The organism is Nonomuraea sp. H19 (assembly GCF_052068215.1).
GTDB lineage: Bacteria > Actinomycetota > Actinomycetes > Streptosporangiales > Streptosporangiaceae > Nonomuraea.
Genome location: NZ_JBQHCV010000006.1, coordinates 240,186 through 263,607, shown reverse-complemented (window position 1 = coordinate 263,607; position 23,422 = coordinate 240,186). Strand labels below are relative to the sequence as shown.

Genomic DNA, 23,422 nt, shown 5'->3' with positions numbered 1-23,422 from the left:
GGCCGCATACAACGTTTCCTCCTCGGGGTTGAAACCTCGGGGTCTTCACGCCAAGGAGGCTCGATGAGCGGAGAAGGACGGCCAGGCGTCGCGGTGCCCGACGCCGCCGGGCTGACGGTCGGGGTGGTGGCGGCCGGCTGGCACGCCAAGATCACCGACCAGCTGGTGGCGCGGGCCGTGCAGGCCTGCGCCGACAGCGGCGCCACGGCCACGGTGGTCCGGGTGCCGGGCTCGCTGGAGATCCCGGTGGTCGCGCAGGCGCTGGCCCGCCGCTGCGACGCGGTGGTGGCGCTGGGCGCGGTCATCAGGGGGGAGACCGCCCACTTCGACTACGTCTGCGACTCGGTGACCTCCGGCCTGACCCGGATCTCGCTGGACGAGCAGACCCCGGTCGGCAACGGCGTGCTCACCTGCGACACGATGGACCAGGCCCTCGACCGCTCGGGGTTGCCCGGAAGCAAGGAGGACAAGGGGTACGAGTCCACCGTGGCCGCGCTGGAGACCGCGCTCCTGCTGCGGGATCTTCGGTGACGAGAAAGGCCTGGTGGGGGCCCTTGCAGCGGTCCGCTTAGCGGATTCTCGCCCGGACCTGCGGTAGGTTTCCCTCGTGTCACAGCCCGTCTCGCCTCCGCCCCTGCCCGTCACCTGGCGTCCGCGCCGGGCAAGGATCGTCGCCTACGGCTTCGCCGTGCTGATCGTGGCGGGGGCGGTGATCATGGCGGTCTTCATCGCCGAGCCGTTCAAACTGCCCGACCGGCTGGCGATCGTGGCGTTCGGGTGCGCGGTGGCCTACGTGCTGCATCTGCTGGGGCGGGTGCGGGTGGAGGCCGACGAGGAGGGCGTCACGATCGTCAACGCGGTCCGTACGCACCGCTATACGTGGCCGGAGATCCTGGACGTCACGCTGCTGGTGGGGGATCCGTGGCCGCGGATCGACTTCTCCGACGGGCGGACCATCGGGGCCATGGGGATCCAAGGGTCGGAAAAGCCCCGCGCCCGCCGGGCCACGGCCGAGCTCGAGGCTTTGATCCGGGAGCGCGGGGAAGCCAAGGAATGAGCACCACGGGCTGTTGCCGGCGGTGAATATCGCCGGATCCGGTGTCGACGTAGCCTGAAGGCGTGCTGAGGCGGACAATCAAGGCAATGGACATCGAGTCGCCTGAAAAGCTCATCGAACTCCTCGACCGGCATGCCTATCTGGCCGACGAAGGACTGGCCACGGCCGCCTTCCTGGCGCTGAAGATGGGGCGGCCGCTGTTCCTGGAGGGGGAGGCGGGCGTCGGGAAGACGGAGCTGGCCAAGACCCTGGCGGCGCTGCTCAAGGCGCCCCTCATCAGGCTCCAGTGCTACGAGGGGCTGGACGCGGCTCAGGCGCTCTACGACTGGGACTTCGCCCGCCAGCTCCTGCATCTCAAAGCCGCCGAGGCGGCCGGCATCACCGATGTGGGCAGGCTGGAGGGGGAGATCTACGACCGGCGGTTCCTGATCGCGCGGCCCCTGCTGAAGGCCATCGAGACGCAGCCGAGTGTGCTGCTCGTGGACGAGATCGACCGCGCCGACGACGAGTTCGAGGCGTTCCTGCTCGAGGTGCTCTCCGACTTCACCATCTCGATCCCCGAGCTGGGCACGGTCAGGGCGGCCACGCCGCCGGTGGTCGTGGTGACCTCCAACCGGACGCGGGAGGTGCACGACGCGCTCAAACGGCGCTGCCTCTACCACTGGCTGGAGCACCCGAGCTTCGACCGCGAGGTCGCGATCTTGCTGCGGCGGCTGCCGGACTGCACCGAGACGCTGGCCATGCAGGTGGCGGGGGCGGCCGAGCGGCTGCGGCGGGCCGATCTGGTCAAGCCGCCCGGGGTCGCCGAGACGCTCGACTGGACCGAGGCGCTGCTGACGCTGGGCGCCAAGGAGCTCGACCCGGGCCGGGCGGCGGCCACGCTCGGCGCGGCGCTGAAATACCGGGAGGACGTCGCGCACGTCCTCGGCAACGGGCTGCTCACCCATGGATGACCTCGTCGCCACCATGACCGGCTTCGCCAGGACGCTGCGCGCGGCCGGGGTCGGCGCCGATCACGACCGTACGCAGAGCCTGCTCCAGGCGCTCGCCCACCTCGACGTGACCGATCCCGGCGAGGTCTACTGGGCCGGGCGGCTCACGCTCTGCGCCATGCCCGACGACCTGCCCAGGTACGACCGGTGCTTCGCCGCGTACTTCGGCGGACGGAAGGCGGCGACGGCCCGTACGAGCACCACGAGCGTCACCAGGCACCTGGCAGCGCGGGAAGAGGCGGAGGAGGGCCGCGACGACGGTACGGCGGCCCCCGCGGCCGCGAGCCGGGCCGAGATCCTGCGGCACCGCGACGTGGCCCGGCTGACCGAGGCCGAACGGGCCGAGGTGCACCGGATGCTGGCCATGCTGAAAAGCCGCCGGGCGCGGCGGCGCTCGCGCCGGTTCGAGAGCGCCCACCGGGGCATCCTGGACCAGCGCCGCACGATCCGCGACGCGCTCAGGAAGGGCGAGGTGGCCAGGCTCCGCCGCAAGAGGCACGCCACCCGCCCCCGTACGGTCGTGCTGTTCGTCGACGTCAGCGGGTCGATGGCTCCCTACGCCGAGACGCTGCTGCGCTTCGCCCACGCGCTGGTCAGGAGCGAGCCGCGGGCCACCAGGGTCTACTCGGTCGGCACCAGGCTCACCCCGATCACGGCCGAGCTGCGGCACCGCGACCCGGGCACCGCGCTCAACGAGGTGTCCAAGGCCGTCCCGGACTGGAGCGGCGGGACCCGGCTGGGGGAAGAGCTCAAGGAATTCCTCGCCCGGTCCAGCGCACGGGGGGCCATCGCGGTGATCGCCTCGGACGGGTGGGAACGCGGCGACCCCGAGCTGCTGGGCACGCAGATGGCCAGGCTGGCCAGGCAGGCGCACCGGGTGATCTGGGTCAACCCGCACAAGGGGTACGCGGACTACCAGCCGCTCACCGGCGGCATGCGGGCCGCCCTGCCGTACCTCGACGACCTGGTGGCCGGGCACAGCCTGGCCGCCTACGAGCGACTCAGCGAAAGGCTCGCCCATGCGTGACGTGCTGCCGGAGATCATGCCGTGGTGGAGGTCCGGGCTCAGGTTCGGGCTGGCGACGGTGGTGGGCACGTGGAGCAGCGCCCCGCGGCAGCCGGGCGCGGCCATGGCGGTGCGCGGCGACGAGGTGGTCGGCAGTGTGTCCGGCGGCTGCGTCGAGGGCGCCGTGTTCGAGCTGGCCGCCGAGATCGACACGCCCGTCCTGCAGAGGTACGGCGTCAGCGACGACGACGCCTTCGCCGTCGGGCTCACCTGCGGCGGCATCATCGACATCCTCGTCGAGCCCGTCTCGATCGAGACGTTCCCGGAGCTCGGCGAGGTGGCCGCGGCCGTGGAGGCGCACGAGCCGGTCGCCGTGGCCACCATCGTCTCCGGCCCCGGCCGGGTCGGCGCCCGCCGGATCATCTGGCCGGACCGCTCGTCCGGCACCCTGGGCCTCGAACGCCTCGACGTAGCCGTCGACGACGACGCCCGCGGCATGCTCGCCCAGGGCCTGACCGGCCTCCGCCACTATGGCGGGCACGGGGAGCGGCGGCTGGACGACCTGGCGGTGTTCGTGCATTCGTTCGCGCCGCCGCCGCGGATGCTGGTCTTCGGCGCGATCGACTTCGCCGCCGCGGTGGCCAGGGTGGGCAAGTTCCTCGGCTACCACGTCACGGTCTGCGACGCCCGCCCGGTGTTCGCCACCGCCAAGCGCTTCCCCGACGCCGACGAGGTGGTGGTCAAGTGGCCCCATGACTACCTGGCCTCGGTACAGGTGGACGAGCGCACGGTGATCTGCGTGCTCACCCATGACCCCAAGTTCGACGTGCCGCTGCTGGAGGTGGCGCTGCGTACCGACGCCGGCTACGTGGGCGCCATGGGCTCGCGCCGTACCCACGAGGACCGGCTCTCCCGGCTGCGCGAGAGCGGGCTCACCGACGCCGAGCTGGCCAGGTTGCGCTCGCCCATCGGCCTCGACCTGGGCGCGCGCACCCCCGAGGAGACAGCCGTGTCGATCGCGGCCGAGCTGATCCAGCTGCGCTGGGGAGGCTCGGGACGGCCGCTGTCCACCACCGAAGGCCGCATCCACCACGAGGTCCCATGAAGAGCGCCAAGGTGGCGGGGCTGCTGCTGGCCGCCGGCCGGGGCGCCCGGCTGGGCAGGCCGAAGGCGCTGGTCGAGTACGCGGGCGAGCGGCTGATCGACCGCGGCGTGCGGCTGCTGGAGGAGGGCGGCTGCCACCCCGTCGTGGTCGTGCTCGGCGCGGCCACCGTGTCGGTGAACGGCGCGGTCACCGTACGCAATCCGGACTGGGCGTCCGGCATGGGCTCCTCCCTGCGCGCCGGCCTCGGCGCGCTGCCGGACGAGGCGGAATCCGTCGTGATCGCGCTGGTCGACCAGCCGCTCATCAGGCCGGGCGCGGTGCGCGCACTGATCGGCGCGGGCGCCGAGGTGGCCGTCGCCACCTACGGGGGGCGGCGCAGGAACCCCGTGCTGATCGCCCGCCGGCACTTCGCCGAAGTGGCCGAGCGGGCCGTGGGCGACGTCGGGGCGCGCCCGTTCCTCAAGGCGCATCCCGAACTGGTCACCGAGGTGCCGTGCGACGCGCACGGGGACCCCGCCGACATCGACACGCCCGAGGATCTGCACCTCCTACAGGCGCAGTGAGGCGATGGCCGCCCGGTGGTCGCTGCCGGCCGCCGGGGCGACGCCTGCCTCGGTCGCCGTCATCCCCTTGAACAGGATGTGGTCCGGCCGGGTGATCGGGAACTCCGAGGGCCAGGTGAACCCGAAACCGTCGCCCGCCACGCTCTGCGCGTCGGTCAGCGGCGGTGTCAGCCCCCGCATGCCGCGGTCGGTGGTCGCGGTGTTGAGGTCGCCGAGCAGCAGGATCCGCTTGCTGGAGTCGGCGTCGATGAGCTTGCGGGCGTGCGCGAGCGAGGCGTCGCGCGAGGCGGTCTGCCCCGGCCGGGCCGAGGCCAGGTGCATGACGTAGACCGTGACCTTGCCCTTGGGCGTGGTGACCACCGCGCGCAGAGCCCGCGGCCAGCCCAGGCCGACGTCGAGCGGCTTGGCCTGGCTGATCGGATAGCGGCTCCACAGGCCGACCGTGCTGACCGGGTAGTGGTATTTGAACATCTTGTTGAGCTGCTTGGCCGCCGGGCCGCCGCTGGTCAGCTCCTGGGCGGCGAGCAGGTCGAGGTCCTTGGCGATCGCGCGTACGGCCTCGCCGGACGCGCTGTTGCGCACGCCCACGTTGACCGTGCCCACGGCCAGGTCGCTGGCGCCGCCGGGCGGCGTGCGGAACAACGTGGAGCCGAACATCACCGCCCACACCACCCCGGGAACCAGCGCCGCCGCGGCGGCCGGCCTGGAACGTGCCACGGCCGCCGCCACCAGCAACACCGGCACCGCCAGCCCCAGCCAGGGCAGCAGGCTCTCCAGGACGGGGGTGAACCCGCCGAGCGCCGGGATCAGCCGGTGTCCCACCAAGGCCGCGGCCACCACGACCGACAACACCACGACAACCCGTCCCAGCACCCCGACCATGCTCCTCGATCCGACTCGCGATTGTGAGTGATCACCAAGTTATCGCCTGTTACGGCATGGCCCCGTCCGGGGCGTCTCCCGAGCCGAAGCCACTCAGAGACGCTAGCCGCTCCCGGCGCGACATGCCCGCACGATAACCTGTTCCCGGAAAAACGGAATATCATTCGGTTCATCGGGAGCCCGGCATGCGCATCGGTATGGCACTCAACTACTCGGGTGGCTTCAAGGAGACGGTGGCTGAGCTGGCCGACTACGAGAGGGCCGGGCTCGACATCGTCTTCGTGGCCGAGGCCTACAGTTTCGACGCGGTCAGCCAGCTGGGATACATCGCGGCCAAGACCGAGCGGCTGGAGATCGCCTCGGGCATCCTGCCGATCTACTCGCGCACGCCGACGTTGCTGGCCATGACGGCCGCTGGCCTGGACTACGTGTCCGACGGGCGCTTCACGCTCGGGCTCGGCGCCTCGGGGCCGCAGGTGATCGAGGGATTCCACGGGGTGCCGTACACCGCGCCGCTCGCGCGTACCCGGGAGGTCATCGAGATCTGCCGCAAGGTGTGGCGGCGCGAGCGCGTGGAGCACGCGGGCCGGCACTACACGGTGCCGCTCCCGCCCGACCAGGGCACCGGCCTGGGCAAGGCCCTGAAGCTCATCAACCATCCGGTACGCCCCCGCATCCCCATCGTGCTCGCCGCCATCGGCCCCAAGAACGTCGAGCTGGCCGCCGAGCTGGCCGAGGGCTGGGAGCCGATCTTCTACGTGCCCGAGAAGGCCGGCGAGGTCTGGGGGGCGTCGCTGGCCGCGGGCGCCGCCAAGCGGGACCCCGAGCTGGGCCCGCTGGACGTGATCGCGCAGGCGTCATTGGCGATCGGCGACGACGTGGCCGGGCTGCTGGAGCTGGGGCGGCCGATGGCGGCCCTGTACATCGGCGGCATGGGCGCCAAGGGCAAGAACTTCTACAACGACCTGGCCAGGCGCTACGGCTACGAGAAGGAGGCCGAGCAGATCCAGGACCTCTACCTCCGGGGCGAGAAGGACGCGGCCGCCGCTCTGGTCCCGGCCGAACTGCTGGAGAAGATGTCGCTGATCGGCAGCGAGGGCTTCGTGCGCGACCGCGTGCAGGCGCTGCGGGAGTCGGGCGTGACCACCCTGAACGTGACGCCGTTCGGCAGGACGCACGAGGACCGTATGCGGCTGATCGAGAAGATCAAGGACATCGCCGGGTAGTGCGGTGAATCACCCTTTTTGAGGGGAATGCTCGAATTTTCCCGGCTGTTGATGGACCTCGTGAGGTTCTCCCTGGTGTTCGTGTGGCTCGTTGAGCGGCTGCACATCGATCTGTGCCGGTTGCACAGCTCGCTCTGTCGCTGACCGACTCGTCTCGCGATCCCTCCATACCTCACCCATCCGGCGTGTCTTCGGCATGCCGTGAATTTCCGGAGCCTTCCTCTCGTGAAGAGATTCTCTTTCTCCCTGGAACTGCTGCTGGGCCTGGCGATCGGCGTCGCACTGGGGTTCGTCGCCAAGATCTGGGACGTGTCCTGGCTGGCCGAGACGCTGACCAGGGTCGGCCAGATCTTCGTGCAGCTGCTCAAGCTGGCCGTGCCGCCGCTGGTCTTCACCGCCGTGCTGGTCAGCGTGGCCAATCTCCGCAACGTCAACGGCGCGGCCAGGCTCGCGTCCAAGACGCTGATGTGGTTCCTCATCACCGCGTCCGTCTCAGTGGCCTTCGCCATCGGTCTCGGCCTGGTCATCAACCCCGGCCAGGGCGTCACCCTCGACACCGGCGCCGCCAAGGCCGTGGACACCGAGGGCAAGGGCACCTGGCTCGACTTCGTCACCGGCATCCTGCCCACCAACGTCGTCACCGCCTTCACCGAGGTGAACGTCCTCCAGATCGTGTTCCTCGCAGTCGTGCTCGGCGCGGCCGCCCTGGCGATCGGCGAGCGGGCCGAGCCGTTCCTCAGCCTGAGCCGCTCCGTCCTGGAACTGGTCCAGAAGGCGCTGTGGTGGGTCATCCGGCTCGCCCCCATCGGCACGGCGGGCCTGATCGGCAAGGCCGTGTCCACGTACGGCTGGGACCTGCTGGCGCCGCTGGCGAAGTTCAGCGCCGGCGTCTACATCGGCTGCCTCGTCGTGCTGCTGGCCGTCTACCCGACGCTGCTGGCGGTGTGGGGCAAGGTCAACCCCGTCCAGTTCTTCCGCAACGCCTGGCCGGCCATCGAGCTGGCGTTCGCCTCGCGCTCGTCGGTCGGCACGCTGCCGCTGACGCAGCGGGTCACGATCGAGCGCAACGGCGTGGACCGCGACTACGCCTCGTTCGCGGTGCCGTTCGGCGCCACCACCAAGATGGACGGCTGCGCCTCGGTCTACCCGGCGCTGGCCGCGATCTTCGTGGCCCAGGTGTTCGGCGTGTCGCTCGGGGTGGGCGACTACCTGCTGATCGCGTTCGTCTCGGTCGTCGGCTCGGCCGCCACGGCCGGCCTGACCGGCGCGACCGTCATGCTCACGCTCACGCTCAGCACACTGGGGCTGCCGCTTGAGGGCGTCGGCCTGCTGCTGGCCATCGACCCGATCCTGGACATGATCCGTACCGCCACCAATGTGACGGGCCAGATGGTGGTGCCGGTCCTCGTGGCGCGCTCGGAGGGCCGCCTCGACACGGCCGTCTTCAACGCGCCGCCGCAGTCGCTCGACGACGCCCCGGCGGACCGTACGCGGCGCGTCCCTGAGCCCGCGACCGCCTGACCCGGGCCGCCGGGCGGCCTGCTCATGGGTGAGCGGGCCGCCCGTGCCCGGCGCCCGCATCAGCACGGTGAGCAGGCCGAACAGGCGCAGGCTCGGTGCGGCGTGCCGGAGAAGCGATCCCGCCGTCGGCGAGTTCGTCATGTCGGGCGCGTCGTGAATGGGATGCGGGGGGCGGCAGGAGCTGTGTGGCCCTATGGTGGGTCCGACATCCTGATGTTCGAGTAATTGGCGGTTATATGTCCGACGCGACGCCGTCTTTGGTCGCAAACCGTTACCGGCTTGACGAGCTCATCGGCAGAGGGCCGATGGGCGAGCTGTGGCGGGGGTACGACACGCGGGCCGACTGGGTCGTGGCCGTGAAGGTGCTCGGCGCCAAGGCGGCGGGGGCCGCCACGCGGGAGCGGCTGAGGCAGCACGCCCAGGCCGTGGCCAGAGTGATCCATCCGAACGTGGCCATGGTGCTGGACGTCGGCGAGCATGACGGGGCGCCGTTCCTGGTGATGGAGCATCTCACCGGGCTCAGCCTCGGCGAGGAGCTGGCCGCGCACGGGCCCTTGCCGATCGTGGACGTGTGCGATCTCGCCGGGCAGGCGGCGGCGGGACTCGACGCCGCGCACCAGGCCGGGGTCGTGCACGGGGAGGTCGACGCCGACAGCTTTCGCCGGGCCGCCAGCGGGGTGCTCAAGGTCGTCGGGTTCGGCATGAACGATCAGGAGCCCGCGCGGGGTGACGGCCGTTACCTGGCGCCCGAGCGGGCCGCCGGAGGGAAGGCGGAGGCTTCCGGAGACCTGTACGCCCTCGGCTGCGTCTGCTACGAGCTCTTGTGTGGCCGGTCGCCCTTCGAAGGCCGGTCACCGAACGCCGAGCCGGCCGCCGGCGCGGCTTTCGGTGGCGAGCCTGGTACCGGTGGCGAGCCCGGCGCTGATGGCGTGTCCCGCGGCGAGCCCGCCCCGCCCAGCACGTTCAGGGCGGAGGTGCCCGCCGAGCTCGACCGGCTGGTCCTGGCCATGATCGCGGAAGCGCCCGAGAAGCGGCCCTCCAGCGGTGAGGCCGTCCGCCGGGCACTTGCCGCCATCGCCAGACCGGGTACCAGGCCGGGCGCCAACCCGGCGATGCCGGTGACCGGCATCGCCCTGCGTGACAGCGGCTTGGCGGCCGGGCCCGCAGGCGGCGGGCAGAGCGGTCCGGGGCCGGCAGGTGCCGCGTACGGCGCGGCTGGAGCAGGTGCCGCGTACGGCGGGCAGCCGGGTGGCGCGGGTGCCACTGCGCCGCATGGCGCCACGGAGGTCTACCAGTTCGGCGGACCCGGCGGCGCAGGGCCGCGCGCGGGTGACACCGCGATCTACCAGTCCGGCGACCTGGAGCCCGAGCCCTCGCCGAACCGCAAGTTGGTCCTCCAGCTCGGGGTGGCCGTGGCGGCCATCGTGGCGGTGACTGTGGGCATGGTGCTGTGGGGCGGGTCGGGGCAGGAGCCGACGGTGGAGGCCACCCCCGCCGCCACCGTAGCCGCCGGCCCCACGCAGACGGTGCCCACCGAGCCGTCCACCAGCACGTCACCCCCCACCGTGGCCCGCATCCTGCCCGACACCGACCCGCCCGCCTCCCTGAGCGAGACGGCGCCCCCCAAGGCCACCCTCGGAGAGGGCATCCCGCCGGGCGGTTGGCGAACGTGGCTGAGGCGGTTCGATGAGGCGGTGACGCTGCAGGAGGGCATGCAAGGGCTGAACCCCGAGGTCGCCGCCAAGGCCCGGACCAAGATCAGGAAGGCGGCCAGGAAGTTCCAGGAGGGGCAGATCGACGCCACGATCGACCAGATCGGCGACGTGTACCGCGACCTGGCGAAGGCGCAGCAGAGGGGCGATATGGACCGGTCCGGGCCGCTCGCGGAGTTCATCGGCGCATGGCGGCTCCCGGCCGTTTGAGCGTGGCGCGTACATTGGCGCAATGACCGTCGACTATCCGGCGCGCCGGGCGCGGCTCGCCGAGCTGCTCCCGGCTCACGAGGTCTCCGCCCTGCTCGTCACCTCCCCCGTCAACGTGCGCTATCTCACCGGGCTGGCCAGCTCGAACGCCGCCGTCCTGGTCAGGGCCGACGGCTCGGCGCTGCTGGCCACCGACAACCGCTACATCGACATGGCGCGCACGCTGGACGTGCCGTCGGTCGAGGCACCGGACGTGGCGGGCAGGCTGGCCGAGCCGGGCGTGGGCATCGAGGCGGCGAGCATGAGCGTGGCCACCTTCCGGGGGCTGGCCGAGGGGCTGGTGCCGCTCGGGCCGGTGGTGGAGACGCTGCGGATGGTCAAGGACGAGGGCGAGCTGGAGCTGCTCCGTACCGCCTGCGAGATCACCGACCAGGCGTTCGCCGACATCTCACGGAAGATCGTGCCCGGCATGACCGAGCGCGACCTCGCCCGCCTCCTCGACAACCGCATGACGGAGCTGGGCGCCGACAAGCCCGCGTTCGACACGATCGTGGCCGCCGGCGAGAACGGCGCGATCCCGCACCACGCCCCCACCGGCCGGGAGTTGCGCGCCGGCGACCTGGTGACCATGGACTTCGGCGCCCGCTACCACGGCTACCACGCCGACATGACCAGGACGGTCTGCCTCGGCCCGCCCGCCGCCTGGCAGCGCGAGGTGTACGACCTGGTCGCAGCGGCACAACGCGCGGGCAGGCACGCGCTCGCCCCGGGCGCCGGGGCCGACGCCGTGGACGCGGCGGCCCGCTCCGTCATCGAGGACGCGGGCTACGGCGCCCGCTTCCGGCACGGCCTGGGGCACGGGGTCGGCCTGGAGATCCACGAGGAGCCGTTCCTGGGCCCCTCGCGGACCGGTAGACTAGAGGATCGAGTTCCGATCACCGTCGAGCCTGGGGTCTACCTTCCGGGCCGAGGAGGGGTTCGCATCGAGGACACCCTCGTGACACGCGAGGGCGGGCCGGAACTTTTCACCAAGACGACCAAGGAGCTGCTCGTCCTTTAGAGCGGCCACACGCGGGAGAAGAACGAGTGGCGACGACCAACGACCTCAAGAACGGCATGGTGCTGAAGCTCGACGGCGGTGAGCTCTGGGCCGTTGTGGAGTTCCAGCACGTCAAGCCGGGCAAGGGCGGCGCGTTCGTGCGGACCAAGCTCAAGAACGTGCTCTCCGGCAAGGTCGTCGACAAGACCTTCAACGCCGGTGTCAAGGTCGACGTGGCCAACGTCGACAAGCGCGAGATGCAATATTCCTACAAGGACGGCGACGACTTCGTCTTCATGGACACCGAGACCTACGACATGGTCAACGTCTCCAGCACGACCGTCGGCACCGCCGCCAACTACATGCTGGAGAACACCCTCGCCACGGTGGCCTTCAACGAGGGCGCCGCGCTCTACGTGGACCTGCCCGCGGCCGTCGAGCTGACCATCGCCAACACCGAGCCGGGCCTGCAGGGCGACCGCTCCACCGGCGGCACCAAGCCCGCCACGCTGGAGACGGGCGCCGAGATCAAGGTCCCGCTGTTCATCACCACCGGTGAAAAGGTCAAGGTCGACACCCGCAGCGGCGAATACCTCGGCCGGGCCTGAGGTGTCGGCACGCGGCAAAGCGCGCAGGCGAGCCCTCGACATCCTCTTCGAGGCCGAGTTGCGCAGCGAGGATCCGCTGAAGATCCTCGCCGAGCGGGTGGAGCGGCAGGAGCCCCCGGTGAACGAATACACCTCGACCATCGTCGAGGGCGTCGCCAGGCACAACGTGCGCATCGACGAGCTGATCACCACCTACGCCGAGGGCTGGACGCTCGACCGCATGCCCGCGGTCGACCGAAACCTGCTGCGCGGCGGCACGTACGAGCTGTTGTGGATGCCCGGCGTGCCCGAGGGCGTGGTCATCAGCGAGTGGGTGCACCTGGCGGGAGAGCTCTCCACAGACGAGTCGCCCCAGTTCATCAACGGGCTGCTGGCCCGGTTCAAGCAACTCAAGCCAAGCCTCACCCTTTAGACACCCTTTTGGGCGGGGCCATAGCCGCGTATTCGGGGTACGTTCCAACCACGCCGGCCTGTAACGGCTCGCGAGGCGAGGGACGTCTACCGCCGCGCGGTCAGGCCTCGCACCGCCTGCACGGCGGAGCCTGACCGGGTGGCCCGCGACCGGACCCGCGCCCGTTCGGAGAAGTGGCGCGTCACCAGCCGCGACGCGCCCTTTTCTGGTTTTGTGTGAGCATCGGGTGCATGGTGACCGAAGACGACATCCGCCGGATCGCGCTGGCGTTGCCCGAGACCGGCGAGAAGAGCATGTACGGCACCCCCGCCTTCTACGTGCGGGGCAAGTGGTTCGCCAGGGTCAAGGAAGACGGCGACGTGCTGGTGCTGCCGGTGGCGACCGAGGAGGAGAAGGCCGGGCTCATCGCGGCCGAGCCCGCCAAGTTCTTCACGACCCCGCACTACGACGGACACGCCAGCGTGCTCGTACGGTTCGGCGCGGTGGATGCCGGGGAGATGCGCGAGCTGCTCACGGAGGCCTGGCGGCTGCGCGCCCCGAAGAGAGTCGCGGCCGGCTACGACGGCTGACGGGACGGCGCACGCCCGGCGGCGGGGAACGCGTTCTACGTCAGCGGGCCGCAGCGGACGCGCGCGGCGAGGGGGCCCGCTTCGCGCGGCGGACGCGCCGGGAGCGGCCCATGGGGCATGATCGGCGCACAGCCGCGGCCGGGCGTGGTGAGCGGGTACCGGCGGCGGGGAGCGGACGATCTCGCGCACGGCGTAGGCTGGGGCCCGTCCGCGAAGAGCCGTACGCGAACACAGCGGTTCGCGGGAAGAGGGAGGCGAGCCGACGTTGCGTGCTGAAGGCGTCACGAGGACCCCGGCGGTGCGGACCGCCGTCGTCTGGGACGCGCTGCGGTCGGTGCTGGCCGAGCGGACGGCGGCCACGGGCCGCGGCACGCTCGACATCGTCGACGCCGGCGGCGGCACCGGCGGGTTCGCCGTGCCGCTGGCCGCGCTCGGCCACACTGTCACCGTCGTCGATCCCAGCCCCGACTCGCTGGCCGCGCTCGAGCGCCGGGCCAAGGAGAAGGGAGTGGGCGTCAGCGCCCTGCAGGGCGACGCCGCCGACCTGGGCGAGCTGCTCAGCCGCGACAGCGCCGACCTGGTGCTGTGCCACAGCGTGCTGGAATACGTCGAGGACCCGATCAGCGCGCTGACCGCCGTCGCGGGCGTGCTCCGCCGGGGCGGCGCCGTGAGCGTGCTGGCCGCCAATCCGGTCGCCAGCGCCATCCACCGGGCGCTCGTGGGCCACTTCGACGAGGCGCGGGCGGTGCTCGACGATCCCGGGGGGAGCTGGGGCGACCGCGACCCCACGCCCCGGCGCTTCACCGCTGACACGCTGGTCGAGCTGCTGAGCGCGACCGGGTTCGCCGTCGGCGCCGTTCACGGGGTGCGCGTCTTCGCCGACCTGGTGCCGAGCAGGCTCGTCGACGGGGAGCCGGGCGCGGCCGATGCCCTCGTGGCGCTGGAGCAGGCCGCCTCGACCCATCCGATGCTGCGGGACATCGCCACGCAGCTGCACGTCCTCGGACACAGGGCCTGAGAATCGATGGCCCAGCCACTCCTTATCGAAATCGCGTTCGGATAGAATCGGTTGCGTGTCCCGTAAGCAGATCACCGGCATCGGCCCCGCTCCGCGCACCGGGGCCGACGACAGCGGCTGCCCGATCCTGCACGTCGACATGGACGCCTTCTTCGCCAGCGTCGAGCTGCTCGACCGCCCGGAGCTGCGCGGCCGCCCGATGATCGTGGGCTCGACCGCCGGGCGCGGGGTCGTGCTCAGCGCCACCTACGAGGCCAGGGCGTTCGGGGTGCACTCGGCGATGCCGATGGGCAGGGCCCGCCGGCTGTGCCCGCAGGCCGTGATCATCCCGCCCAGCCACGGCAAATACTCCGAGGTCTCCAAGGGCGTCATGGAGATCTTCCACTCGATCACCCCGCTGGTCGAGCCCATCGCGTCCGACGAGGCGTTCCTCGATGTCGGCGGCGCCAGGCGCCGGCTCGGCTCGCCCGCCGCCGTCGCCGCCATGATCAGGGAGCAGGTCCTCGACCGCTTCGGCATCACCTGCTCCGTGGGCGTGGCCAGCAGCAAATTCGTCGCCAAGCTCGCCTCCAAGCAGTGCAAGCCGGACGGGCTGCTGGTCGTGCCCGCCGGCGAGGTGGTGGAGTTCCTCCACCCGCTGCCCGTGTCGGCCCTGTGGGGCGTCGGCGAGCGCACCGAGCAGTCCCTCGTACGCCTCGGCATCCGCACCGTCGGAGACCTGGCCAGAGTGCCTTCCGGCACCCTTCAACGCGAGCTGGGACAGGCCGTCGGCGGCCACCTCGCGGCGCTGGCCTGGGGGCGGGACGAGCGGCCCGTGAGCGCCCACGCGCCCGACAAGAGCATCGGCAACGAGGAGACGTTCGCGGCGGACGTCGACGACCCCGAGGTGATCAGGCGCGAGCTGCTGCGCCTGTCCGAGCGGGTGGCCGCCAGGATGCGTAAGGGCGGACACGTGGGAAGAACTGTAAGTGTGAAGCTACGCCGAGCCGATTTCACGACGATCAACCGCTCGCGCACGCTGCGCGAGCCGACCGACGTGGCTCAAGTGATTTACGCCACCGCCTGCGAGCTGTTCCAGGCCGCCGGCCTCCAACGGGTGCGGTTGCGCCTGGTAGGCGTCAGGATGGAAAATCTGCGTCCTGCTGATGAGGCCGCCTGGCAGCTCGGTTTGGGTGAGCGGGAGACCGGTTGGCGTGAGGCCGAGCAGGCCATGGACAAGGCGATCCGGAGATTCGGTCCCGATGCGGTGGTCCCAGCATCGCTTGTACGTGGCAAGCTTGATGAAATAGGGACATGAACCCGATGTCCGTACTTTGTGGTGCGTCGGTGTCACGATTTTTGGGGGAAGGGGGGCGAGATGGGCCACAATGGAGGGATGACGTCACCTCCGGTTTGGTCTGCGTTGGACGTTTGCTTTCGCCTACGTCTACAGCCTCGTATTCTGGGGATAACCGACCGCGAGGTCCGGACACCCCGTGTCGTCCGTTGCCGTCTTCCCCGTCCTGGGGCCGTCCTTGGGAGGCGCCGTGCCGCTCTCTGAGCACGAGCAGCGCTTGCTCGACCAGATCGAGCAGGCCCTCTACGCCGAGGACCCGAAGTGGGCCAACACCGTAAGGATCAGTGATCCGCGCAGTCATTACAAGCGTCGCCTGATCAAAGCCTCGATTGGCTTTGCTCTAGGCGTCGTCATCATGATGGTCGGCGTCGTGATGAGTGGCAGTGCCCTGATCCCGCTCGGCGTCGGCGGTTTCGTGGTCATGCTCGCCGCGTGTTTGTGGGGCCTGTCCAGCTGGAAACGCATGAACGGGTTCGGTGACTCCACTCCGGCCGCCGGCACGGGCGTCCCACCGGGCAAGCAGGCCCGCCGGGGCAACCGGGGCGGTTTCATGGAGCGCATGGAAGAGCGCTGGCGCCGTCGTCACGACGAGCGCTGAGCGGTCGGCCGATAGCCAAACCGGCAACGACCGACTCCGGCAACCCGCCGCCCGGACGGCAGCCCGGCGCGGGCCGCCGGGCCGGACCGGGAAGACGCCGGGCCATCGGGTCACCAGGGGTCACCGGGCCGTCGGTCACCGGTCTAGAGACGCCAGAGCATGCGGCCGTTCCCTCCGGGGAACGGCCGCACGCTTGGTCGGTCCGGCCTCAGGAGCCCTTCTGGGCTGCCGTCCGCCGCAACCTGATGTTCTCCAGCAGGTCGAACCCGTCGAGCAGGCGCTCGCCCAGGCCGCGCAGCCGCCGCAGCGTCGATGGGGGCAGCAGCACCGCGCGCAGCCGTCTCCCGCGTGACACAGTGGCCGCCAGGGCCTGCCGCACCGTGCGCAGGTCCTTTTTCATGGGCCCGATCCGGCCCGGGTCCCTGGCGAACAGCACGCGCTCGACCGCCGAGGCGATGGCGGTGATGGCCGCCGCCGACGCGGCGTCGAACTCGTACTGCTGGGTCAGCCGCCGCGCGAGCGCCCGCGGGGTCTCGCTGGTGTGGCGGGCCATGCCGTAGTCGTACAGGATGTCGTCCAGCTCCGCCCAGGCCGCGGCCACCGACGGATGCCGCCCGGCCGCGCCGTCGCCCGACACCATCCTCGCGGTCAGCTCGTCCGACGGTTGCGACACCTTCCAGCCCAGGGTGCGCACGCGCCGGTTCCTGGTGATCAGCCGCACGCCGGCGGGGATCAGCAGGAGCAGCAGCAGCGCACCGGCGCCGATGCCGATCTGGCCGATCAGCGGCATCGAGTCGTCCGGGGGCAGCGCGCCGGGGATGAGCTGGCTCTCCCGGTCGAGCGCGCGCGGGTTCGGCCGCTCCTGCGGGTCCACCGGCTCGTCGCTGGAGGAGCTGGTGGCTCCGGGAGTCGGCGTCGAAGCCTCGCCCGTGGCGCGGGGTTGCGGCTGCGTGTACGCCGGCACCCGCGCGCTGCCCTGACCGAGCGACCCCGCGGGAGTCGGCTCGAACGGCAGCCAGCCCACGCCCTCGAAGTAGAGCTCCGGCCAGGAATGGGAGTCGTTCGTGCCGACCTGCCACTGGTTGCCGACCTTCGTGCCGCCGGTGTAGCCGATCGCCACCCGCGCCGGGATGCCCACGATCCTGGCCAGCACCGCCATCGACGAGGCGAACTGCTCGCAGTAGCCCGCCCGGTCACGCAGCAGGAAGTCCCGCAGGGCCGAGTTGCTGTGTCCCTGCGTGCGCAGGGTGTAGGTGAAGCCGCCGTCCTTGGTGAAGAACTGCTGCAGCTTCACCGCCCGCTCGTAGGGCGACGTGGCGTCCGCGGTCACCCGGTCGGCCAGCTCGTAGATCTCGGGCGGCAGGTTCTCCGGCAGCCTGGTGTAGCGCTGGTCCACCGCCGGCTGGCCGGCGTTGAGCGACTCCAGCAACTCGGGGGTCGGTTCGGGCTCGCTGGTCGCCACCTCGTAGTCCAGCCCGGCCGCCTTGTCGCGGGTGGAGAAGACCATCAGCGTGTCGGCGTCGGCGCGCCAGTCGCCGTCCACCCGGATCTCCCTGGCGGGGTACGGCAGCGGCAGGAAAACCAGTCGCGCGACCTCATCGCTGATCTGCACGTTGGTGACCACACTGTTGATCTTCGTTTGCGGGCTGAGCCCGGCGGGGGCGGGCAGCGGTCCGTTGTCCGTCCTGTTCTGCGGGGTCCCCTTCGGCTGGGTCATGTCGAACTGCTGGCCGTCGAACTTGTCCAGCGCGTAGATCCGCAGGTAGCGCGGCTTGTCGTCGTTGTTGGTGTAGGTGAGCACCACCCGCCGCTCGGGCAGTTCCAGCTGGCCCTTAAGGTTCGCGACCGGGTTGGGGATGCTGATCGAGTTGCCCCCGCCCGTGCCGCTGCCGCCCACGCCGAACTGGAAGAACGACACCGGCTCCATCGCCGGCAGCAGCGCCGGCACCAGCACGGCCAGCGCGACCGCGGCGAACCCGATGCGCTTGCCGGACAGCCGCAGGCCGCTGGTGTCCGCGGAGGCGCGCGGGGTGCTCGCGGACGGCCCCTTGTCAGACGGTCCCTTATGAGAAGGCCCCTTATGAGCAGGCACCGCCGCCACGCGGGTCCTGCGCACCAGCACCGCGCGGCCCCAGTGGCCCACCCGCTCGCGCCCGTCGGCGATCAGCAGGCTGACGAAGCCGAGCGCGGCGATGATGAACGCCGGCCAGCTGATCGGGTCGGGCAGGATCGTCGCCGGGACCGTGGCCAGCGCCAGCAGCGGCAGCCCGGCCAGCGCCGCCCGCCGCAGCCGTGCCGCGAACAGGTCCACGGCGATCGCGATGAGCGCCACGCCGCCCGCCGTCAGCAGCGTGATGCCCTGCGTCGTGGGCACCGGCGCGGCGAACCGCTGGATGTCGTCCCAGCCGACGCCCAGCAGCCGGCCCAGCTCCGCCACCGAGCCCTTGGTCGGCACCAGCAGCGCCCACGCCTTGTCCGCGGCGAACGACGCGGTCAGGTAGATCCACGTCGCGGCCACTCCCAGCAGCGTCGCGGCCCACGCGGGCAGCGACAGGCGGCTGCTCACCAGGCCGGCCGCCACCACGGTGAGCGCCGCGCCCAGCACCGACCACAACCAGGTCCCGCCCTGGAAGAGCGGATAGAGCAGCACCGCCGCGGCGAACGCGGCCACTCCCGAAGCCGTCGTCAATCTCATGCCGCACCTCCCGCGGGATTGAGCGTGTACCTGCCGCGGCCCGCGGCGTCCTGCCAGACCGACGCGATCGAGGTGCCCGCGGGCAGCCGTACGATGCGCCAGCCGTACCCGGCCAGCACGGTCTGCACGGCCTGGTAATCCTCCGTCGATTCCGGGCCGCCGCCGTCCCACGTGCCCACGTCGAGCAGGACCGCGACCGCGGTGATGCCGCTGTGCCGCAACCTGGCCAGATCCCTTGCCTCCTCCGGGTCGAGCGCGCCCAGTACGGCCACGATCAGCCCGTCGCCGCCGCCCTGGCGAAGGGCGGACACACCCATCTCCAGCGACCGGGCCGGGCTGTGCCGCACCACGGCGAGCGTGTCGAGCAGCGACCAGCTCAGGCCCGTGTCCGTCAGGTGCTCCGCCCCCTGGTCGGTCACCAGCCGCAGGCCCAGGCCCTCATGGGCGAGGTGCACCCCGATCGAGGCCGCGGCCGAGACCGCCACCTCGAACGACGAGCGCGGCCCCTCGCCGCGGTGCGCGTATCTGCGCGTGTCCAGCAGGAGCGCGCCGCGGCTCTGCCACTGCTGCTCCTCGCGGCGCACCATCAGCTCGCCGTGGCGGGCCGTCGAACGCCAGTGCACCCGCCGCAGGTCGTCGCCCTGCCGGTATTCGCGCGGTGCCACGTCGTCGTCGCCCGCCGCCGCCACGCTCCTGGTACGGCTGTCGCCGCCGCCCGTCCACTCCCCGGACAGCCGTACATGCGGCAGCGCCGCGACGTGCGGCGTCACCACGAGCGTGTCGCTGATCGTGAACGAGCGGGTCAGCTCCACCAGCCCGAACGGGTCGGCGATGCGGATCGACAGCGGGCCGATCGTGTAGCGGCCCCGCAGGTCCGAGCGCACCCGGTAGTCGATCTCGCGCACGCCCCGCGGCTCCACCCGGTCGAGCACGAACCTCGGTCGCACGCCCAGCGCGTACGGCACGGTGTCCTCGATGAGCAGCAGCCCGGTCGGCAGCCTGGTGACGTTCTCCAGCCGCAGGGTCACGGTGGCCTCGCCACCCACCTCGGCTCTGGCCGGGTCCAGACGCCTGGCGCAGCTCAGCCGGTAGCGGGTGCGCGCCACCACCAGCGCGGCCAGCAGCGGCAGCGCCGTCACCAGCACCCCGATCCTGAACAGATCGTTCTCGCCGAGGATGACGGCCATCAGCAGCGCCGCGATCCCGGAAGCCAGGAACGATCTGCCTCTTGAGGTCAGCGCCCGCAGTCCGGCCCTCACGACGCTCGCGTCTCCGGCACCGGCACGCGCCTGATCAGGTCCGTCACCACCTGTTCGGGCAGCCGGCGCTGACCCTGGGCCTCGATGCTGGGCAGCAGCCGGTGCGCCAGCACGGGAATGGCCAGGTCCTGCAGGTCGTCCGGGATGACGTAGTCGCGCCCGGCGAGCGCCGCGTGCGCCCTGGCCGCCCTGACCAGTTGCAGCGTGGACCGCGGCGAGGCGCCCAGCCGCAGGTCGGGGGAGTGGCGGGTGGCCACGACCAGGTCGATGGCGTACTTCTTGACCGCCTGCGAGACGTAGACGCCGCGTACCGCCTCGATCAGCGCGCGCACCTCCGACGTGGTCGCCACCGGCTCCAGCTTGTCCAGCGGAGAGGTGCCGCCGTGCACGTCGAGCATCTCCAGCTCGGCGGTCGGCTCCGGGTAGCCCATCGCGACCCTGGCGGTGAAGCGGTCGCGCTGCGCCTCGGGGAGGGGATAGGTGCCCTCCATCTCGATGGGGTTCTGGGTGGCGATCACCATGAAGGGCGCGTCGAGCTGGTACGTCACCCCGTCCACCGTCACCTGGTGCTCCTCCATGCACTCCAGCAGCGCGGACTGCGTCTTGGGAGAGGCACGGTTGATCTCGTCGCCCACCACGATGTTGGCGAACACCGGACCCGGCTTGAACTCGAACTCCCGGGTCTGCTGGTTGTACGCGCTCACTCCGGTGATGTCGCTGGGCAGGAGGTCGGGGGTGAACTGCACCCGGCGGACGGGACAGTCGATGGATCGCGCCAGCGCCTTGGCCAGCATGGTCTTGCCGACTCCCGGGACGTCCTCGATCAGGAGGTGGCCCTCGGCGAGCAAGACGGTGAGCGTGAGGCGGACGGCGTCGCTCTTGCCCTCGATCACCGATTCGATGGCCTGCCCAATCCGGTGGGCAGTGGTGACCAGCTCGTCGAGCTGGGGAGGGACGTCATGGGTTACTGCCACCAGGCCTCCATGAGAAGTGCGACGGCCGTCCCGTACGGTGCCAATGCGGGAGCCATGCCATTCCTTTTCCATTGTGTGTACGACCCTACGACGCTGTGGGTTCTGGAGCGACATTTGTGGATATTCCAGCGAACCTGGGCGATGTTCCCGTTCTTGTGGCATGACCGTGCGAATCCAGTGACAGGTCACCCCCGCCCGCCGCTCCACTTTCCTCCACGGGGACCTTCCTGAAGCGCCCGAGCCCGTATTCCGGCGCTCTTTTGAACCCTCGACACGCCCATGAGGGTTGACCGGGCCCGCGCCGCCCTCCACCCTGCTCCATCGCTCTGACCTGCGGTAACGCAACGGAAACTGATGATGAAGACGGTTCGAATCAGTTGACGGTGGGGAGAAGTGGAGTATGGTGGTGCGCAGTGGAGGGCCCGGTGCGCCAGCGCTGAGCGCTTCACGAGGCACGGGAGGTGGGGCCGATGTTCCTCGGCACCCATCAACCGCGTCTGGACGACAAGGGACGGCTGTTCCTGCCGGCTAAGTACCGTGAGGAGCTGGCGGAGGGTCTTGTGATCACCAAAGGCCAGGAGCGATGCCTCTACGTCTTTCCTGTGGAGGAGTTCCAGCGCATTACCGAGGCTCTCAGCACCGCCCCGGTCACCGCCAAGGCGGTGCGTGACTACAGCCGCGTCTTCTTCGCCAGCGCGTCCGACGAGAAGCCAGACAAGCAAGGGCGCATCACGATCCCGCAGAGCCTGCGCCAGTACGCCGGCCTGGAGCGTGACTGCGTCGTCATCGGGGCCAACACCCGGTTGGAGATCTGGGACTCGCAGGCCTGGGACACCTATCTCAGCGCGCAGGAGCAGGCGTTCGCCGAGTTGTCGGAGGAGGTGCTGCCAGGGATCTTGTAGTGACCACGGTCGATCCGTCGGTGATGTCGTTCGGCGAGGTCTCCACCCGCAACCACTGCCCGCCAGCTGATGCACCTTCCCCGGTGTCAGATGGCAGGCGTCCACGAAGAGGGTGCGGATGGGGACCTGGCCGGGCGGCGCCGGGTGGGGACCCAGGAAGGACCGGCGATCGGCTATACGCGTCATCCGCGAGCAGGACGCGAGAGGGGGGTTGGAGATGGACGACAACGTTGGCACGGGCGGTCACGTTCCGGTGATGCTCGAGCGCGTTCTGGAGCTGCTGGGTCCCGCGCTGTCCGGGCCCGCACCGGTCGTCGTCGACGCCAACCTCGGTCTCGGCGGCCACTCCGAGGCCCTGCTCGCCGCCTACCCGGCGCTGCACCTGATCGGGATCGACCGCGACCCTTTCGCGATCGAGTTCTCGACCCGCAGGCTGAGCCCGTACGCGGACAGGATCACCCTGGTCCACGCCTCCTCCGGCGACCTGGCCGAGGTGCTGGCCGGCGCAGGGCGCACCACGATCGACGGAGTGCTGTTCGACCTGGGGGTCTCCTCGCCGCAGCTGGACGAGGCCGGGCGCGGGTTCGCCTATTCCTATGATGCGCCGCTCGACATGCGCATGGACACGGAGCAGGAGCTGACCGCCGAAAAGGTGGTCAACACCTACTCCGCGGCCGAGCTGACGCGCATTCTGCGCGACTACGGCGAGGAGAGATTCGCCCCGCGTGTCGCGGGGCTGATCATCAAGGAACGGGCCAAAGAGCCAATAACCTCGACCAAGCGGCTCGCGGACATCGTTCGCGAGGCGATTCCCGCCGCCACGCGGCGCACCGGGGGCAACCCCGCCAAGAGGACTTTCCAGGCGCTACGCATCGAGGTGAACGCGGAGCTGTCCGCCCTGGAGGCGGCGCTCCCCGCGGCACTCGACGCGCTGGTGCTGGGTGGGCGAGTCGTCGTGCTCTCCTACCACTCACTCGAGGACCGGCTTACCAAGCAGGCCCTCACGGCGCGAACCAGGGACACCAGCCCCCCCGGGCTGCCCGTCCCACTGCCGGCTCACCAGCCGAGGTTCCGCCTCCTGACGAGGGGAGCAGAGCTCCCGAGCGAAGAAGAGCTCGCCCGCAATCCGCGGGCGGCCTCGGCCCGGCTACGGGCGGCAGAGAGGATCCGTGTTGACGACTGAGCAGGAGACCGGCCGGGGTACGCCCGTCCGCCGCGCGGTGCCCAAGACCGGCACCCGCCGGTACGGTGCGCCGCACCAGCCCAAGCCGCGGCCCCGTCCTGACGCGCGCCCCGACCTCGACGGCAAGCGGCCGGCCGCGGCCGGCGCACGCCCGGCCACGGAGGCCCGGCCGGCGCCGGCCGAGCGGCTCGGCGCGGACGACGCGTCGTCCGCGCGGGCCCGCCGTCCCGTGCCGCGGCGGCGCCCCGCGCGCCGCCAGCGCGCGCCGTTCGTGCTGCTCGTCGTCGGGCTGATGTCCGGTGGGCTGGTGAGCCTGTTGCTGCTCAACACCATGCTCGCCAAGGACACCATCACCGACGCGAGCCTGCGCGAGGAGATCGCGGTGGCGCAGCAGGAGAAGGAGCAGATCGAGCAGGAATACCAGCGCAAGACGCAGCCCGGCGTCATCGCCGAGCTCGCCGAGCAGCAGGGGCAGCAACCCCGCTGGGACAGCGTCAACGCCTGGAACAGCGCGGATGACCAAGCCGGCCAGGCGGACACGGAGCGGTGAGGGAC

Annotated in this window: 23 protein-coding genes; 19 read left to right on the top strand and 4 right to left on the bottom strand. The window is 71.0% G+C overall.

What is annotated here, in order from left to right; genetic code table 11:
- Positions 1 to 63: 63 nt before the first annotated feature.
- The 6 genes from ribH (at position 64) to ACTMTI_RS15285 (ending at position 4,723) form a co-directional block, all read left to right on the top strand.
- Positions 64 to 531, top strand: a complete 468-nt coding sequence (gene ribH, locus ACTMTI_RS15310; protein ID WP_441120972.1) for a 6,7-dimethyl-8-ribityllumazine synthase — start codon at positions 64 to 66, stop codon at positions 529 to 531.
- A 76-nt stretch (positions 532 to 607) separates the two neighbouring features.
- On the top strand, positions 608 to 1,057 hold the full coding sequence (locus ACTMTI_RS15305; RefSeq protein ID WP_441120971.1) for a PH domain-containing protein: 450 nt from the start codon (positions 608 to 610) through the stop codon (positions 1,055 to 1,057).
- Between the two features lie 86 nt (positions 1,058 to 1,143).
- Positions 1,144 to 2,010 carry an AAA family ATPase gene (locus ACTMTI_RS15300; protein WP_441121202.1) on the top strand — a complete coding sequence of 289 codons (867 nt, stop codon included), beginning with the start codon at positions 1,144 to 1,146 and terminating at the stop codon, positions 2,008 to 2,010.
- The gene (locus ACTMTI_RS15295) at positions 2,003 to 3,076 is read left to right on the top strand and encodes a vWA domain-containing protein (protein WP_441120969.1); all 1,074 of its coding nucleotides are present in this window, start codon (positions 2,003 to 2,005) and stop codon (positions 3,074 to 3,076) included. Before ACTMTI_RS15300 ends, ACTMTI_RS15295 begins: the two co-directional genes overlap by 8 nt.
- The gene (locus ACTMTI_RS15290) at positions 3,069 to 4,160 is read left to right on the top strand and encodes an XdhC family protein (RefSeq protein ID WP_441120968.1); all 1,092 of its coding nucleotides are present in this window, start codon (positions 3,069 to 3,071) and stop codon (positions 4,158 to 4,160) included. Before ACTMTI_RS15295 ends, ACTMTI_RS15290 begins: the two co-directional genes overlap by 8 nt.
- On the top strand, positions 4,157 to 4,723 hold the full coding sequence (locus ACTMTI_RS15285) for a nucleotidyltransferase family protein (RefSeq protein WP_441120967.1): 567 nt from the start codon (positions 4,157 to 4,159) through the stop codon (positions 4,721 to 4,723). Before ACTMTI_RS15290 ends, ACTMTI_RS15285 begins: the two co-directional genes overlap by 4 nt.
- Here ACTMTI_RS15285 and ACTMTI_RS15280 read toward each other — a convergent pair.
- Positions 4,709 to 5,596: an endonuclease/exonuclease/phosphatase family protein gene (locus ACTMTI_RS15280; protein WP_441120966.1), complete on the bottom strand. Its 888-nt coding sequence runs from the start codon at positions 5,594 to 5,596 to the stop codon at positions 4,709 to 4,711. The two genes, ACTMTI_RS15285 and ACTMTI_RS15280, sit on opposite strands and share 15 nt — an antisense overlap.
- A gap of 194 nt (positions 5,597 to 5,790) precedes the next feature.
- Between ACTMTI_RS15280 and ACTMTI_RS15275 the strand changes: the two genes are divergently transcribed.
- The 10 genes from ACTMTI_RS15275 (at position 5,791) to ACTMTI_RS15230 (ending at position 15,854) form a co-directional block, all read left to right on the top strand.
- Positions 5,791 to 6,831 (top strand): LLM class F420-dependent oxidoreductase, encoded by a 1,041-nt coding sequence (locus ACTMTI_RS15275; protein WP_441120965.1) that lies wholly within the window; start codon positions 5,791 to 5,793, stop codon positions 6,829 to 6,831.
- Positions 6,832 to 7,056: 225 nt separating this feature from the next.
- Positions 7,057 to 8,352: a dicarboxylate/amino acid:cation symporter gene (locus ACTMTI_RS15270; protein ID WP_441120964.1), complete on the top strand. Its 1,296-nt coding sequence runs from the start codon at positions 7,057 to 7,059 to the stop codon at positions 8,350 to 8,352.
- A 236-nt stretch (positions 8,353 to 8,588) separates the two neighbouring features.
- Positions 8,589 to 10,274, top strand: coding sequence for a serine/threonine-protein kinase (locus ACTMTI_RS15265; RefSeq protein WP_441120963.1), 1,686 nt, complete (start codon positions 8,589 to 8,591; stop codon positions 10,272 to 10,274).
- Between the two features lie 22 nt (positions 10,275 to 10,296).
- Positions 10,297 to 11,334 (top strand): M24 family metallopeptidase, encoded by a 1,038-nt coding sequence (locus ACTMTI_RS15260; RefSeq protein ID WP_441120962.1) that lies wholly within the window; start codon positions 10,297 to 10,299, stop codon positions 11,332 to 11,334.
- Positions 11,335 to 11,360: 26 nt separating this feature from the next.
- A complete protein-coding gene (gene efp, locus ACTMTI_RS15255) occupies positions 11,361 to 11,921 on the top strand; it encodes an elongation factor P (protein WP_441120961.1) in 561 nt (186 codons plus the stop codon).
- Between the two features lies 1 nt (position 11,922).
- On the top strand, positions 11,923 to 12,333 hold the full coding sequence (gene nusB / locus ACTMTI_RS15250) for a transcription antitermination factor NusB (protein WP_441120960.1): 411 nt from the start codon (positions 11,923 to 11,925) through the stop codon (positions 12,331 to 12,333).
- Positions 12,334 to 12,563: 230 nt separating this feature from the next.
- Positions 12,564 to 12,902 carry an MmcQ/YjbR family DNA-binding protein gene (locus ACTMTI_RS15245; RefSeq protein ID WP_441120959.1) on the top strand — a complete coding sequence of 113 codons (339 nt, stop codon included), beginning with the start codon at positions 12,564 to 12,566 and terminating at the stop codon, positions 12,900 to 12,902.
- A gap of 298 nt (positions 12,903 to 13,200) precedes the next feature.
- Positions 13,201 to 13,920, top strand: coding sequence for a methyltransferase domain-containing protein (locus tag ACTMTI_RS15240; protein WP_441120958.1), 720 nt, complete (start codon positions 13,201 to 13,203; stop codon positions 13,918 to 13,920).
- 55 nt (positions 13,921 to 13,975) lie between these two features.
- On the top strand, positions 13,976 to 15,217 hold the full coding sequence (locus ACTMTI_RS15235; protein ID WP_441120956.1) for a DNA polymerase IV: 1,242 nt from the start codon (positions 13,976 to 13,978) through the stop codon (positions 15,215 to 15,217).
- 229 nt (positions 15,218 to 15,446) lie between these two features.
- On the top strand, positions 15,447 to 15,854 hold the full coding sequence (locus ACTMTI_RS15230; RefSeq protein ID WP_441120955.1) for a DUF3040 domain-containing protein: 408 nt from the start codon (positions 15,447 to 15,449) through the stop codon (positions 15,852 to 15,854).
- 208 nt (positions 15,855 to 16,062) lie between these two features.
- On the opposite strand, the gene ACTMTI_RS15225 is transcribed toward ACTMTI_RS15230, so the two are convergent.
- Genes ACTMTI_RS15225 through ACTMTI_RS15215 form a run of 3 tightly spaced genes read right to left on the bottom strand, consistent with a single transcriptional unit; the run spans position 16,063 to position 20,854 of the window.
- Complete coding sequence (locus ACTMTI_RS15225) at positions 16,063 to 18,549, bottom strand: transglutaminase family protein (RefSeq protein ID WP_441120954.1); 2,487 nt, start codon at positions 18,547 to 18,549, stop codon at positions 16,063 to 16,065.
- Positions 18,546 to 19,808, bottom strand: a complete 1,263-nt coding sequence (locus tag ACTMTI_RS15220; protein WP_441120953.1) for a DUF58 domain-containing protein — start codon at positions 19,806 to 19,808, stop codon at positions 18,546 to 18,548. Before ACTMTI_RS15220 ends, ACTMTI_RS15225 begins: the two co-directional genes overlap by 4 nt.
- Complete coding sequence (locus tag ACTMTI_RS15215) at positions 19,805 to 20,854, bottom strand: AAA family ATPase (RefSeq protein WP_441120952.1); 1,050 nt, start codon at positions 20,852 to 20,854, stop codon at positions 19,805 to 19,807. Before ACTMTI_RS15215 ends, ACTMTI_RS15220 begins: the two co-directional genes overlap by 4 nt.
- 398 nt (positions 20,855 to 21,252) lie before the next feature.
- On the opposite strand from ACTMTI_RS15215, the gene mraZ reads away from it, so the two are divergent.
- From mraZ to ACTMTI_RS15200, 3 genes are all read left to right on the top strand, one after another.
- Complete coding sequence (mraZ, locus tag ACTMTI_RS15210; protein WP_441120951.1) at positions 21,253 to 21,684, top strand: division/cell wall cluster transcriptional repressor MraZ; 432 nt, start codon at positions 21,253 to 21,255, stop codon at positions 21,682 to 21,684.
- A gap of 217 nt (positions 21,685 to 21,901) precedes the next feature.
- A complete protein-coding gene (gene rsmH, locus ACTMTI_RS15205; RefSeq protein ID WP_441120950.1) occupies positions 21,902 to 22,867 on the top strand; it encodes a 16S rRNA (cytosine(1402)-N(4))-methyltransferase RsmH in 966 nt (321 codons plus the stop codon).
- Entirely contained in the window at positions 22,857 to 23,417 is a 561-nt protein-coding gene (locus ACTMTI_RS15200) for a hypothetical protein (RefSeq protein ID WP_441120949.1), read from the top strand. Before rsmH ends, ACTMTI_RS15200 begins: the two co-directional genes overlap by 11 nt.
- The last annotated feature ends 5 nt before the right edge of the window (positions 23,418 to 23,422 follow it).

Coding starts and splice junctions, on each gene's coding strand:
- ribH (WP_441120972.1), top strand. CDS start 64: ATGAGCGGAGAAGGACGGCCAGGCGTCGCGGTGCCCGACGCCGCCGGG.
- ACTMTI_RS15300 (WP_441121202.1), top strand. CDS start 1,144: ATGGACATCGAGTCGCCTGAAAAGCTCATCGAACTCCTCGACCGGCAT.
- ACTMTI_RS15295 (WP_441120969.1), top strand. CDS start 2,003: ATGGATGACCTCGTCGCCACCATGACCGGCTTCGCCAGGACGCTGCGC.
- ACTMTI_RS15290 (WP_441120968.1), top strand. CDS start 3,069: ATGCGTGACGTGCTGCCGGAGATCATGCCGTGGTGGAGGTCCGGGCTC.
- ACTMTI_RS15285 (WP_441120967.1), top strand. CDS start 4,157: ATGAAGAGCGCCAAGGTGGCGGGGCTGCTGCTGGCCGCCGGCCGGGGC.
- ACTMTI_RS15275 (WP_441120965.1), top strand. CDS start 5,791: ATGCGCATCGGTATGGCACTCAACTACTCGGGTGGCTTCAAGGAGACG.
- ACTMTI_RS15265 (WP_441120963.1), top strand. CDS start 8,589: ATGTCCGACGCGACGCCGTCTTTGGTCGCAAACCGTTACCGGCTTGAC.
- ACTMTI_RS15260 (WP_441120962.1), top strand. CDS start 10,297: ATGACCGTCGACTATCCGGCGCGCCGGGCGCGGCTCGCCGAGCTGCTC.
- ACTMTI_RS15245 (WP_441120959.1), top strand. CDS start 12,564: ATGGTGACCGAAGACGACATCCGCCGGATCGCGCTGGCGTTGCCCGAG.
- ACTMTI_RS15225 (WP_441120954.1), bottom strand. CDS start 18,549: ATGAGATTGACGACGGCTTCGGGAGTGGCCGCGTTCGCCGCGGCGGTG.
- ACTMTI_RS15215 (WP_441120952.1), bottom strand. CDS start 20,854: ATGGAAAAGGAATGGCATGGCTCCCGCATTGGCACCGTACGGGACGGC.
- mraZ (WP_441120951.1), top strand. CDS start 21,253: ATGTTCCTCGGCACCCATCAACCGCGTCTGGACGACAAGGGACGGCTG.
- rsmH (WP_441120950.1), top strand. CDS start 21,902: ATGGACGACAACGTTGGCACGGGCGGTCACGTTCCGGTGATGCTCGAG.